Below are 13,231 nucleotides of genomic sequence, written 5' to 3'. Positions count from 1 at the left end.
GTCTATCCATAAGACTTTAAAAAGGTTTTAGCTCACAGATTGATTTGTGACGGCAAAATATTATCAAATGTTGTACCATGAAATCATACAAACCAATGGATGATCATTATGGATGCTGAGTTATTAGAGATTCAAAACTTTCTGGCACAATACCCCCCTTTCACAGAACTCCCTGAAGAGATGTTGGCGAAAGTGACCAGTAGCGTGGAAATTTCTTATTACCGCCAAGATACCCCTATAATTCACTTTGGTGACCAAATTCATGATCTTTATATGGTTCGAAGCGGCGAAGTCGAAGTCTATCGTCGTAAAGGTGAACTGTATAACCGCCTTGATGAAGGCCATCTTTTTGGTCAAATGGGCCTACTGACCAACAACAAGGTGCGTTTCCCAGTCAAAGCGACTGAAGACACCCTGCTCTACTGCATTCCTGAACCTATCTTCCAAGAGCTTTACGACAACTACGACTCATTCGCCGACTTTGTCGAAGTAGAAGATAATGCGCGACTGCGCCAAGCCAATTCAGACAGCAACGACGCTAACGACCTGACCACATCAAAAGTAAAAACGCTGCTGACCAGCGAAGCGCCAATGATCGAAAAAACGCGTACGATTCAACAAGCCGCGACCATGATGGCAGAAGACAACGTCTCGTCCCTACTGATTATCGATCCAGATATTGTTGAAGATGATGAAGATGATTCAACGCCAGTTATTGGCATCATTACCGACCGAGATTTATGTACACGTGTACTCGCCGAAGGTCTCGACCCATCGGATGAAGTGTCTAGCGTGATGACACCCGAGGTTATCTCACTCGATCACAACGCCTATGTATATGAAGCCATGATGACCATGCTTCGCTACAACGTGCACCACTTACCTGTGCTTAAAGATAAGAAGCCTATCGGTATTATCGAAGCGACTGATATTGTCCGTTACGAATCTCAAAACTCGCTGTTGCTTGTAAGTAGTATCTTCCAGCAACAAAGCATTGAAGATCTAAAGGTGCTTTCTGAGCAAGTAAAAGACAGCTTTGTACGCTTAGTTAACGAAGACGCCAACGCCCACATGGTGGGTACTGCAATGTCGGTAATTGGCCGTAGCTTTAAGCAACGTATTATTGAACTGGGTGAAGAGAAATTGGGTAAGGCGCCTATTCCTTACTGTTTCCTCGCACTTGGCTCGATGGGGCGTGATGAGCAGCTGCTCGTTACTGACCAAGATAACGCCATTATTCTTGATGATACTTACGACGAGAAAAAACACGGTAAATACTTTGAAGAGCTATCGACCTTCATTTGTGATGGCTTAGACCAATGTGGCTATGTGTACTGTACTGGCGACATCATGGCGACTAACCCAACGTGGCGTATGACTCGTCGCCAGTGGGAAGAGTGCTTTGCCGATTGGATTGATGATCCAAACCCGAAAGCACTGTTGAATGCTTCAATCTTCTTCGACTTAGATGGCGTTTATGGTCGTCTGAAATGGGCTGAGCAATTGAACAGCTTTATTGTTCGACGCGCACGCAAGAACAACCGCTTCTTGGCGTGTCTTGCACGTAACGCACTCAACCGCACACCGCCGCTCGGTTTCTTCAAAGATTTCGTGATGGAGAAAGATGGCCGTCACAACAACTCAATCAACCTTAAGCGTCGTGGTACTGCGCCTCTGGCCGATTTGATTCGTGTTCACTCGTTGGCGGTTGGCTCTCGCTCTAAGAACTCATTCGAACGTTTGGATGACATTATCGACGCAGGTATTCTGCCAAAAGGCCGAGCTCAAGATTTGAAAGATGCGATGGAGTTTATCTCTCTAGTTCGTATTCGCCACCAAGCACACGATGTCGACAACAACATCGAGCCTGATAACAACATCGAGCCTGAGAACCTGTCTGACTTCGAGCGACGTAACCTAAAGGATGCATTCCAAATATTAAGTAATGCGCAAAACTTCCTTAAGTTCCGTTATCAAGCCAGCAACAAGTTTAAGTAGGGCCTATGAACAAACTATTCAGATCACCTGCGGTCGATTGGCCATTTAAGTTTGCTCAGAAGCTAGAACGAGCGAAAGACGAGCGCTTAAAGCACTTTTATAGCCAGCCTCTTCCAGCGCCTGATACGCCACTTTCAGAAGTGATGTTCTTGGCTGTCGACTTTGAGACAACGGGATTAAACCCAAACAAAGACGGCATTATTACTATTGGTTTAGTGCCATTTACGCTCAATCGCATCTACTTGCGACAAGCCAAACACTGGACTCTAAGACCAAAACAGAAGCTCGAAGAAGAGTCTGTCGTGATTCATGGTATCACTCACAATGACATCATTGATGCGCCAGACCTTAGCGAAGTGTTGGGTGAGATCTTAGAATCAATAGCAGGGCATATCCCAGTGGTTCACTATCGTCGAATCGAGCGTGACTTCTTGGACAATGCATTGAAGGTGCGACTCGGAGAAGGCATTGAGTTCCCAGTTCTCGATACGCTCGAGATTGAATCCCAGATCCAGAACAAACTGGCCGGTGGCCTATGGAATAAGCTAAAAGGCAAAAAACCAGCATCAGTGAGGCTTGGTCAGAGCCGTCGTCGATACCACCTACCCGACTACACGCCGCATCATGCATTAACTGACGCGATTGCGACCGCTGAGCTTCTCCAAGCGCAGATTGCTCATCACTTTGACGCAGAGATGCCTTTGAAGAATTTCTGGCTCTAATTGAGTTTCGTAAGCTAAACATAAACACAAAGCCCACTAACTTCCATTAGTGGGCTTTGTTATTTTTTATCATCTAAGTTTATGCTGCTGTTGGCCCAACCAATCGCATTTCCCAATCTTCAACTTCACCCGTTTCTAGGCGTCGTTCAACCAACTTGCCCCAAGATTCTACGAGTGGCAGTTCAGCCATCTGGCTCAGTTCTTCTCGATCCAGGCTTCCCGTAAAAACGGCACTCATAATGCGCGCGAGCGACCAGTCTGGGTATGGTCTTTCACACAGAGTAATATCGTCGCCTTCACCAATGTCACCTTCCTCTAATACACGGAAGTACCAACCCGTTCGAAGCGTGTCTTGCAACCTTCTCGCCATGTCATTTTGGTCGAATCGTACGTTAAGCTTCCAACAAGGCATGCGTCCCTGTGAGACTTCCAACAATGTTGAGCCGATACGAATCTTATCTTTCAAGCAAATCGATTCTTCGGTTATGCCCATTGAGCTAATGTTCTCACCAAAGGCGCCTGCAGATTGGAAGATCGCTTTGTCGCCCAGTTCTTGTTTCCAAATTGGGTAGTGCTCACTTGGATAGATATGAAGCGCTTTTTGAATGCCACCATGAAAGCGAGGGTCGCCTTGTTCATCATTTGTGAAACCTAGCTCTGTGGCGTGCTGACGCTCTGAGAAAACCTGCTTATCAATGGCACTTTTTGCTCCATGTGCAAAAGCTACGGTCTTACCTGCCAAGACACTGTTTACTAAGCCTAACTTCTTCATATCCCTTCCTTATTAATGGAAACTTTCTTACTGAAAATATACTTGCTGAACTGTATGAGGTAAGACGGCATCACACTCGACTTCATTCACTATGCCGAGCATGATAGCCTAACAAGCCAATGTCAGAGTAGAGATGTAAGGACAATTAACAATGCCAACCCGCCAAATAGATTCTCACTCCGATGTCATGACCTCCAACGAGATGATGGCTGCTAACCCGAGCTCACCAGCGCTAGTAAAGACCATCGACATGCCTAAAGGTTTCATCGATGCAATGCACCAACATACTTGGCATCAAGTGATCTTTCCAATCAGAGGTTTATTGCAAACTAAGACCGATCACTACCAGCATCTTGTCCCGCACACTTCTGCGCTGTTGGTACCTGCGGGTATTCAACATGAATCCATCGCATTGAGCCATACGACGTTTGTCGGCATCTACCTTAACCCTGCCTTTGGCAGTGAATATGAGCCTGAAGTGCGAACCATTACCCTCACGCCATTTCTAAATGAACTATTGCAAGAGATCCGAAGGCAGTGCGAAGGGTTGGTGGGTAATGGTGAGGTATCGCGTTTGCTCGCGGTTCTGCACGACCAAATAATGAAAGATAATGTGCAAACCTTTCAATTATTGCTACCCGAAGACAGGCGCTTGAAGCTGATATTCGAAGCGCTGACAGACACACCAAGATTAGATTATTCGCTAAAAGATTGGGGAGAAAAAGTCGGCGCATCGGAGCGAACGTTATCGCGCTTGTTCTCAAAAGAGTTCAACACGTCATTTCAGTTGTGGAGACAACAAATCCGACTGATTTATTCGTTATCTTTGCTTGATGAAGAGCTCTCGATCCAACGTATTGCTGACCAAGTTGGCTATCAAAACGACTCTTCGTACATCAAAGCGTTTAAAGCATATTTTAATGTCACGCCGCAGCAGTTCCGCTCTAATGGGCGTCGAAAATCGTGATAGCTATTTGTCAGCGTGATTAGCGTTATTTTCCCACCACAGACAACGCTTGGTAGTAACGACGCTTTTGCTGGTACATATTCTCATCAGCGACCGAGAACAATTGCTCAACGTCTGTTGAGTCACTAGAGGCGACACCAACAGAGAACCTGACAGGAATAGAGATACCCGCTTTAGTCTCGATTGTCTGTTGCTCCTGAGCGATGTACAACTGCTCAGCCATCTCTGCGACATTGAGCAAGTTCGACTCACCAGACGTTAAAGTAAGCACAGCAAACTCATCTCCACCTAAACGATATAGATTACTGGCAGGTGTCAATTCGTGGCTAATTACGCCTACACAGCGCTGTATCAGCTCATCCCCAACTTCATGTCCATGAACATCATTCGTCGTTTTTAAGCCATTGATATCAATAATGAGCAAAGAAAGCTGATTCTGATTGTCGCTAATGTTTCGTTTACTGAATTCGAGATCTTCGTTAAAAGCTTTACGATTCAAGCAACCTGTCGGCATGTTGATCCGCGTAATATTTTCGAGTTCAATCCAACCTGCTAGCTGTTTTTGGTATAAGTCAAAAATCAGAAGATCTTCTTCACTGAGTAGATCAAAGGAGCTTGAACCAAAATATCCAATTGCCGTCCCCTGTAAGTCGCAGAGAATCAAGTCAGCCTCACTCTTCCGGTTAAAATGAAACTGAATCGAATGTTGAGCAAGTAATGTCTTTAACTCTTGATCGACCATTTGAGGAATCAACCGATATTCAGCCGTCTGTCTCGACGATGCAAACTGCACTATTTTCAAAATACGATGCTTCTGGGATTCTTCACGTGCGAGCGAATACGTTAACTTGCTGGTTTTCTCTTCAACTAAATCCTCTAGCTGAACGTTAAATCTTTCGAGTTTATCGTTGCTTTCAGTCAGCTCACGGACTTGGTGCTGTATACGCCCCCACATTGTTTCTAACAAACGACTCAATGTTACGAACTCTGTAAAACGATGTTCATCCACACTATGAGTCGGTGATTGGTTATGTGAATAAGACTTAACAGATTCAGCCAACAGGTTTAACTGCCCTGAAAACCAGCGACTTAGGAATAGAGCAAACACAATAGCGATGGCAAGCGTCGCCATCAAAATTCTGACAAAGACCACCTGAGCTTGTTGCATCTCTAATAAGCGCGCGCTGTCAGAAATATGATGTTTGACGTTTAGCACCAACTGATCGGTAAAAAATTTACTGTCTATGGAGATAAGGTTCGCACTTTGTTCTGAAGATTGAGTGTCGGTTGAGTCAACATAGTTAAACTCAACCGACTCATTTTGATACAGGAAAGGCGTAACTTTGGTGTTAAGCCTGTCATACCCCATAAGAACGACAAGATACCCCTGCGGCGTGTATGTAGAACCTTCGATCAAGCGATAAGGTAAAATCGGCGCAACAAAAGCGATACCTGCAGTGGCATTGTCCGCCAACTCAGTTTCGGTAAACTCGGTGTGGAACAATTTCCCTTGCCCATAAACCGATTGAGGGCGCTTCAAATTTTCTAGTAATTGGCTCTGTTCAAAGTGGTACAAGCTGCCTTTACTGTCATAAATGGGCTTCCAGTTTTGGTCCAGAATATAAGTCGCGGACACACTCTCAGCTAGCGCATTGAAACTATCCATTTTGTCCCACACGACACTCGAGAAAAAGATATTACCACCCGCTTTAATCAGTGAACGGTCTTGCGAATACCATTGAGTTAGGCTCGCTGTCAGTTTGATTTGCTCTTGTACGGTTTGACGAATACCTGCTGTTGAGTTATCCAGTTTGGTTTCTTTTTGCTCTAAAGAACTTTGATTTTGCTTATTGAGTATCAGTTGGCCCGCTAGGTAAACAGGTAACATTGAACAAGCCAACAATACCAAACCCATGGTGTATTTTAGTGATAGCTTCAATCTCTTGCCCTCATATTCTCCGAGTAATATTGAACAAAATCATTGTAAAATTTATGCAATTCACTCTTTGGCATCCCTGACTTGTAACGCTGATACGCCCGAGCCGACGCCTCCCAAACGATCGCCATCTTGTAGTCACTCGACATCATTTGCGACGCTTGAAACTCATCATACATATTTGAAAAGGTCTGGTTGCCTTCCTGAACACGGCGCTGATTAACCTCATAAAACGGTGAAACCATGGCACTCGAGTGAGCTAAATAGGTGAAACTGTTTGATTGCAAATATTGAATTACTTCTTTCAAAGCCAATTTTTTATCTGGGTTTTGCATGCCTTTTTCCGTGACAGCAAAAATCTTAGCGCCACTAAATGAAGACATACTTTCACCACGGTAGGTCGGCAACGAATTGATGTATAAATCTCGACCAAACGCTGCATCGAGTTCGCTGAACGCCCAGTCGCCGTCAATCAAAAACTCGACTTCCCCATTGATGAATCTCTGCCTCGCGCAAATGTCACTACACGATGATTCGATGACATTTTTCTGTTGCAACATGTCGATGAAATCAAAAATAGCAACTAGTCCTTCACCGTTAACATTCTTTGACGATAATAAGTCTTCAGAAAAAAGCTGATAGAAAGCTAAATAGAAGTACATGTTTGGGTTGGGAAAAAGCACACTCACTTGATCGGACTTAGCAGAGCGTTCAATTAGGCTCTCCCATGTAACAACTTGCGCTTGTGGCTTGCTCGAATACAAAACGACCTGGTTTCCAATACCAACCGGCAACGCCTTAAGCTCACCGTTAATAACGACCGCATCGAGCGCTTTTTTCTCATATCGTTGAGTATCGACCCAAGCCTTAGGAAGCGTCGCTAATTCGATATACTCAGTAAGACCTAAAAAGTCAGAAGGAACCCAAATGGCATCGGGAAAGGTATTATCTCTAGGATCGGCGACAAGAAGTTCAGAACGAATACTGTTGACGTCAAATGAACGAATTTCCACGCGATGGTCAGTCATCGTTTCGATATGTTCTTTTACGTAATCGGCTGTTTCATAATTAATACCAGCCCATATTTCAAGTGTGGACGAACAAACAACGGCTGGAAATAGCATCGCGAATAGACTCAGTAACCTCACACTTGGTTCCTTATGGTAAAAATTAGACGTTTGATTTTAAAATTGCCCATCAATGAACCAGTGGCTGCGGCTTACTATTCATGACTCATGATTAGAGGCTCAGCTTTGGGCGACACGTTATATAGCAAAAAATGCCTAAAAAACAGTTGATACTTTCGCTTTAAGAGAAAGATCAGCTCATTCCGATACATTCGTCATATCCCTGAATAACTGTCCTTACAATAAATCAACATATCATACCCTTTATTATTAACGACAAAAAAAATGCCGCAAAAGCGGCATTTATCTCGTTCGGTGCGTTCGACACAATAAAAATCACATAAGCAATTTATCAGTCAAAGCCCTGTCATCGATTAAGCGTACTTCTCTTCGAAGTCTTTCATGAAGCTAACTAGCGCCTGAACGCCTTCCAGAGACATCGCATTGTAAAGTGAAGCTCTCATTCCACCCACCGCTCGGTGACCTTTTAACGATTTCAGACCAGCAGCATCAGCCAACTCTAAAAACTTAGCATCTAGCTCTGGTTTCGCTAATTGGAATGGTACGTTCATTCTTGAACGGTTTGCTGTATGAACGTCGTTTTTGTAGAAAGCAGAACTATCAATCGCATGATATAGCAACGCCGCTTTCTCTTTGTTCACAAGCTCCATCGCTTCAACGCCACCTTGAGCTTTCAGCCACTTGAACACAAGGCCTGATAGGTACCAAGCGTACGTTGGCGGTGTGTTGAACATTGAGTCTTTTTCAGCAAGTACTTTGTAGTTGAGAATACTCGGCAACACATCGTTTGCGAGTTCAAGTAGGTCATCGCGCACGATGGCAATACAGATACCAGCCGGGCCGATATTCTTTTGCGCACCCGCGTAGATAACACCGTACTGAGACACATCAATCTTACGAGACAGAATGTTAGATGACATATCCGCTACGATTGGCTTATCTGTTTGAGGAAGCTCGCTGATTTCAATGCCATCGATGGTTTCGTTTGGACAGAAATGTACATACGCTGCTTCTGGGTCAATTTTCCAATCTTTAGCCGGAACAACAGCCGCTTTGCCATCAACTGACGTCTTCGCGTTGAATACATCAATTTCGCAATATTTGCTCGCTTCAGTCACTGCGCTTTCTGCCCAGTAACCCGCATCGATGTAAGTCGCTTTTGTCGCGTCACCTAAAAGGTTTAGAGGAACAGCTGCGAATTGAGCACGAGCGCCCCCCTGACAAAAAAGAACTTTGTAGTTGTCTGGGATGTTCAGAAGATCACGTAAGTCCTGTTCGGACTCGTCAGCAACTTGAATAAATTCCTTACTGCGATGGCTGATTTCCATCACGGAAGTCCCTAAACCATTCCAATCAATGAAGTCCGCTTGAGCTTGTTTCATTACTGGTTTAGGCAGCGCAGCTGGGCCTGCACTGAAGTTGAATACGTTATCTAATGTAAGTTCCATGGGGATGATTGCTCCTGCTAAATAATAACTATGCAAGTAATACCATGTTTTACCCAACATAAAAACAACAAAAGAGGTCTTAAGACCTCTTTTGTTTTGTACCGTATAAAATGTTTAAGCTTAACCTGCTAAATCACCCTATCAGTATTCAAGCTTGCTCTGTTTATTGAACAAAAACCGGCATAAGTAGAGCGATTAATGGAATTTCTTGTCCATTTTCGAACACTAGGTTTCCATTTTCTAAGTCAGCGCTGATTTCATAACCACTTTCTGTTTCCTTGATCATTTCCATCACAAGCAATTCATCGATTCCTTCACGGATGAATGGGTACTCTTCAACAAGCTCATTTGAAAAGCTAGAGTGAACGTTGCCCGTTAATGCAGGCATGATCATCGAAGGGTTGCTGCTGATATTTTCTGTCCCTTCCGGTACGCTCACCAACCACTTAGATTCGAATTGGCCCTTACCCAGTTCTAGCGACATGTTGTTCATTGAAAGATCAAAGCCTTTAGCAAACAGGATATCGATAAATGGAATGATCTCTGCGACGTCTTCTTGCGTCAACACTGGATTAGTTTGGTAAATCTCAAAGACTTTCTCGAACGATTCGCTATCTAATTTCGATATTTCAAAATCAACGTTTAAGTTGTTCAACTGACCTTCATTAGTCTCGATATTTGCGATATCCAATTTGAGATTGCTGCGCAGACGCTTAGTCGCTTCATCTAGGTGCGATTCAAAATCGTACTTAGAGTTTTCAATGGTCATGAAAGGCTGCATTGCAGAATCTGAAACCAAGAAGCTATCGATAGTAAAATTCTGGGTTCCTAACCAGTAGCCTTTCGCTTGTTGGCCTGAACCAACACCTTTCAAGTTAGACAGCGTTACCTCTTCACCGGTTTCGAAATCAATTTGAACAGAAGGAATAGAAAGCTCGTAATCAACCTGCCCTAAAACAGTAGCATGGCCAGAAAGATTCGATTTAGTGATAGATACCGAAGTACCATTCTCATCAGAGCCTTGATGATTGAACTGGCTTAACTCGAAGTTGAAATCCGTGTTGCCGTTCAGCTCAGTGCTAGTCGTCAGAGTTAGAGGCAGAATATCGGTATTTTCAAACGTCGACAGAGCATTTAGGCTCACCAAGCCATGGCTAACCGCACTATTAATCACAAACTCACTCGGCAGTCCATCAATCGCAAGTTGCTCTTTCAGATTTTCATCCGTCACAGTCACACGAGTGGTTACGTTGGAAGAGAGGTAACCTCTATCGTATTCCACGATCTCAGCTTGAATGCTTGAATTGTTAAGCTTTGCAACGCCATCAGTAATCGCATTTTGTCCAATCTGCCCTACCGCTAACGGCCAACAAAGCGCCAATGAGATTGCTCCGCCAATTGCACCAATTTTTCTTAACTGTTCCATGAGTTCTCTTTCTACACGAGTCTATTTTTTTAGTCTAACCCATCAGTAGCAAACAAGAAACATTGAGTTAAATCAGTCTATTGCTCGATACTTCGATTGCCTCAACAAATTAACGGCTAGCTCTCATCCTTATTCAGCGGTTCTTGCTAGGCTAGAAGCGTCGCTACTATTAAGGTTAAGCTGTGAATCAATACGCTGTTATCTGTTTGGACAATAATCCGGTTAGCATTGAAAGAATACGTTCGGAGCTGGCTCCGTTGGCTTCTGTATTCGATATTTATACTGCCGAGAACATAGAAGACGCCCATCACGCATTAGAAGATATCCATGATCACCACCAAACTGTTGCCTTGGTGATCACTCATCATCATTCTCAATTTAATGGTGTGCAATTTCTAATTGAACTTGAACAGCTGCCCCATAGTAATACCGCAAGAACGATATTAGTCAGCGCTTCGTCAGACATTCAATCCATTCTCACCGCAGTGAATGAAGGTCGACTCAATCACTGCCTAACCAAACCAGTTCAAGATCAGGTTCTATTCAAGTCAGCGCAAAAAGAGCTAACGTCTTTTGTCATTCAATACGACTCAGAAAACCTACTCTATTACAGTGATGCATTGGATCAACAGCGCTTACTCAGAGCACACATCGAGCAAAAGATTCATTCGTTCCAGTCTGGTTTCATTCATGATTACCATCAGCTTTCTGATAATGCTCTTGCCGAGCGTGTCGTCAGTGCATTGCAGGAGGTATTCTCTAAAGATGACAAATCCAAGGCCATTCGAGATTACTCGCCAGAACACTTACTAACGGTTGAAGGTGAAGACAATCGCTTCCTATGGTTAATCATTGAAGGCGAAGTAGCACTCTACAAAAAGGATGAATTGGGGCAACAAAGAGAGGTAGTGCGTCACTCTAAAGGAAACATTGTTGGTGGGATGTCATTCGTAACAGGCGAACCTTCATTCTCTACTGGCATCACTCTTACCCAAACGCGAGTGATTAAGCTTGATAAAGACAGTTTTGCGCAGGTAATGCATTCCAACAATACCTTGCTGCCGCTATTCACCAATCTACTGCTCCGTCATTTCAATCGACGTTTGCAACGTAGCATCACCAATAAGATCAAACTTCAGCAAACACTCGAGTCACTGGAATCAGCCCACCAGCAATTGATCGAAAAAGAAAAGATGGCGATGTTAGGTCAGCTGGTAGCCGGCGTTGCTCACGAACTGAATAATCCGATTGCAGCTATATTGCGTAGTATTGAAACTCTATCTGAACACCTAGACCAGATACTTGAGAACTCTTCGCTCCCTGAATCAAACAAAGGGACTGACGTATTAGCGCATTCAAAACTAGCGAAGCCGCTATCCACGGCACAAGAAAGACAGCTGGTAAAACACCTTACATCGACCATCGATGATCGCGCTCTGGCCAAAAAAGCCGTGAGGCTCAACCTAAGCCAAGACGCTGCGGTTTTAGATACCTTAAAAGACTCCCCTGTCGCAGGCAAAGAGCTGCTCAATGACTTAGAGCATTACCATTATGTGGGGAACTCTATCCGCTCAATTCAAGTGTGCAGCAAGCGTATTGCCGATATGGTCAAAAGCCTAAAAAGCTATGCCCGAGAAGATGAAGAAGTTCGCCACTACACAGATATCCACGAAGGGCTTGAAGATACTTTAGTGATCTTTGAAAACAGACTCAAACATCACCAACTCGAGAAGCATTACGACACCAACTTACCGCCTTTATTGTGCCAGTCACTCTCTCTGCAACAAGTGTGGACCAATCTTCTTTCCAATGCGCTCGATGCCCTTTCTGAACGAGGCAAAGTGTCCATTACTACCTCTCAACATACAAAAGGTGACGACACGTTTCTTGTGGTGCAAATCTCCGATACTGGCCATGGCATTGCCAAAGAAGACATCAACACCATTTTCAACCCAAATTTCACGACCAAAAAAGAAGGTAACTTTGGTTTAGGGATTGGGCTATCCATTTCTCAACAAATCGTTTCGGCTCATCAAGGATTTATTTTGGTGGAGTCAGAGGTAGGCAGTCATACAAACATGCAAGTGTGGCTTCCATTCAAACAAGAAGGAGCACCTCATGAATAAGTACCTAATTTTATGTGTCGATGATGAACCTGAAGTTCTCAATAGTGTCCTTCAGGACTTGGCGATATTTGAAGAGAACTTTCTGGTTGAAGGTGCTGAATCGGTCGATGAAGCCATGCAAGTAATCAAAGAAATGGGACAAGATGGTATTAAGCTCGCGTTAATCTTGTGCGACCACATCATGCCAGAAAAAACCGGCATCGATTTTCTGATCGAACTCAACCAACACGACGCGACCAAGCCAACGCGTAAACTGCTACTCACAGGGCAAGCTGGGCTTGAAGATACCGTAACGGCCATTAACAACGCTGCACTTGATTTCTATATTTCAAAACCTTGGCAAGGCGACCAACTGAGAGACACGATTACTCAACAATTGACTGACTATGTCATTGCCAACGACAAACAATTGCTTAACTGGACTTCCATCTTAGATACCGAGCGTATACTGACTTCCATGGCGGATAAACGCACCAGTTTTGGTGAATAGCACTAATTGGTGAATAGATACTGAGAAAAGCGGCATCCGATATAAGAACCGCCCGAATACATACAAATTTTGGATAATTCGTTCGTCTATTTTTCTCATTCGCTCTAAAACATGAGATCTCCGTTACAGACTGATCCTTAATTTGCTTGTTTTTTAACTAAATGAGTAAGGTTTTACATTTTAAAGGATTACTTTTCC

The 13,231-nt window shown here is 43.9% G+C and carries 10 protein-coding genes; 5 read left to right on the top strand and 5 right to left on the bottom strand.

Annotated elements, in window-relative coordinates; translation table 11 throughout:
* Positions 1-108: 108 nt before the first annotated feature.
* Both OC193_RS06355 and OC193_RS06350 read left to right on the top strand, forming a co-directional pair.
* Entirely contained in the window at positions 109-1,998 is a 1,890-nt protein-coding gene (locus OC193_RS06355) for a DUF294 nucleotidyltransferase-like domain-containing protein (protein ID WP_048658410.1), read from the top strand.
* A gap of 5 nt (positions 1,999-2,003) precedes the next feature.
* A complete protein-coding gene (locus OC193_RS06350) occupies positions 2,004-2,720 on the top strand; it encodes a 3'-5' exonuclease (protein WP_048664800.1) in 717 nt (238 codons plus the stop codon).
* Between the two features lie 79 nt (positions 2,721-2,799).
* Here OC193_RS06350 and OC193_RS06345 read toward each other — a convergent pair whose 3' ends face one another.
* Positions 2,800-3,492, bottom strand: coding sequence for an MOSC domain-containing protein (locus tag OC193_RS06345; protein WP_048664799.1), 693 nt, complete (start codon positions 3,490-3,492; stop codon positions 2,800-2,802).
* 151 nt (positions 3,493-3,643) lie between these two features.
* On the opposite strand from OC193_RS06345, the gene OC193_RS06340 reads away from it, so the two are divergent.
* Positions 3,644-4,459, top strand: coding sequence for an AraC family transcriptional regulator (locus OC193_RS06340; RefSeq protein WP_048664798.1), 816 nt, complete (start codon positions 3,644-3,646; stop codon positions 4,457-4,459).
* Positions 4,460-4,484: 25 nt separating this feature from the next.
* Here OC193_RS06340 and OC193_RS06335 read toward each other — a convergent pair whose 3' ends face one another.
* From OC193_RS06335 to OC193_RS06320, 4 genes are all read right to left on the bottom strand, one after another.
* A complete protein-coding gene (locus OC193_RS06335; protein ID WP_048664905.1) occupies positions 4,485-6,374 on the bottom strand; it encodes a GGDEF domain-containing protein in 1,890 nt (629 codons plus the stop codon).
* A gap of 20 nt (positions 6,375-6,394) precedes the next feature.
* Entirely contained in the window at positions 6,395-7,543 is a 1,149-nt protein-coding gene (locus OC193_RS06330) for a sugar ABC transporter substrate-binding protein (protein WP_048664797.1), read from the bottom strand.
* A gap of 353 nt (positions 7,544-7,896) precedes the next feature.
* Positions 7,897-8,991, bottom strand: coding sequence for a 3-phosphoserine/phosphohydroxythreonine transaminase (serC, locus tag OC193_RS06325; RefSeq protein ID WP_048658406.1), 1,095 nt, complete (start codon positions 8,989-8,991; stop codon positions 7,897-7,899).
* Between the two features lie 163 nt (positions 8,992-9,154).
* Positions 9,155-10,417 (bottom strand): DUF945 family protein, encoded by a 1,263-nt coding sequence (locus tag OC193_RS06320; RefSeq protein ID WP_048658405.1) that lies wholly within the window; start codon positions 10,415-10,417, stop codon positions 9,155-9,157.
* Between the two features lie 182 nt (positions 10,418-10,599).
* Here OC193_RS06320 and OC193_RS06315 point away from each other — a divergent pair, with 182 nt between their 5' ends.
* Positions 10,600-12,543, top strand: coding sequence for an ATP-binding protein (locus OC193_RS06315; protein ID WP_048664796.1), 1,944 nt, complete (start codon positions 10,600-10,602; stop codon positions 12,541-12,543).
* Positions 12,536-13,033: a response regulator gene (locus tag OC193_RS06310; protein ID WP_048664795.1), complete on the top strand. Its 498-nt coding sequence runs from the start codon at positions 12,536-12,538 to the stop codon at positions 13,031-13,033. Before OC193_RS06315 ends, OC193_RS06310 begins: the two co-directional genes overlap by 8 nt.
* Positions 13,034-13,231 lie beyond the last annotated feature (198 nt).

It is taken from the genome of Vibrio crassostreae, assembly GCF_024347415.1.
In the GTDB taxonomy this organism is placed as follows: domain Bacteria; phylum Pseudomonadota; class Gammaproteobacteria; order Enterobacterales; family Vibrionaceae; genus Vibrio; species Vibrio crassostreae.
Note: the sequence above shows the minus strand (reverse complement) of the source record. Positions and strands in the feature narration are given on the sequence as shown.

Excerpts from the sequence above, each read along its gene's own strand:
- OC193_RS06340 (WP_048664798.1), top strand. The coding sequence starts at position 3,644 with ATGCCAACCCGCCAAATAGATTCTCACTCCGATGTCATGACCTCCAAC.
- OC193_RS06350 (WP_048664800.1), top strand. The coding sequence starts at position 2,004 with ATGAACAAACTATTCAGATCACCTGCGGTCGATTGGCCATTTAAGTTT.
- OC193_RS06335 (WP_048664905.1), bottom strand. The coding sequence starts at position 6,374 with ATGGGTTTGGTATTGTTGGCTTGTTCAATGTTACCTGTTTACCTAGCG.
- OC193_RS06355 (WP_048658410.1), top strand. The coding sequence starts at position 109 with ATGGATGCTGAGTTATTAGAGATTCAAAACTTTCTGGCACAATACCCC.
- OC193_RS06310 (WP_048664795.1), top strand. The coding sequence starts at position 12,536 with ATGAATAAGTACCTAATTTTATGTGTCGATGATGAACCTGAAGTTCTC.
- OC193_RS06320 (WP_048658405.1), bottom strand. The coding sequence starts at position 10,417 with ATGGAACAGTTAAGAAAAATTGGTGCAATTGGCGGAGCAATCTCATTG.
- OC193_RS06345 (WP_048664799.1), bottom strand. The coding sequence starts at position 3,492 with ATGAAGAAGTTAGGCTTAGTAAACAGTGTCTTGGCAGGTAAGACCGTA.
- serC (WP_048658406.1), bottom strand. The coding sequence starts at position 8,991 with ATGGAACTTACATTAGATAACGTATTCAACTTCAGTGCAGGCCCAGCT.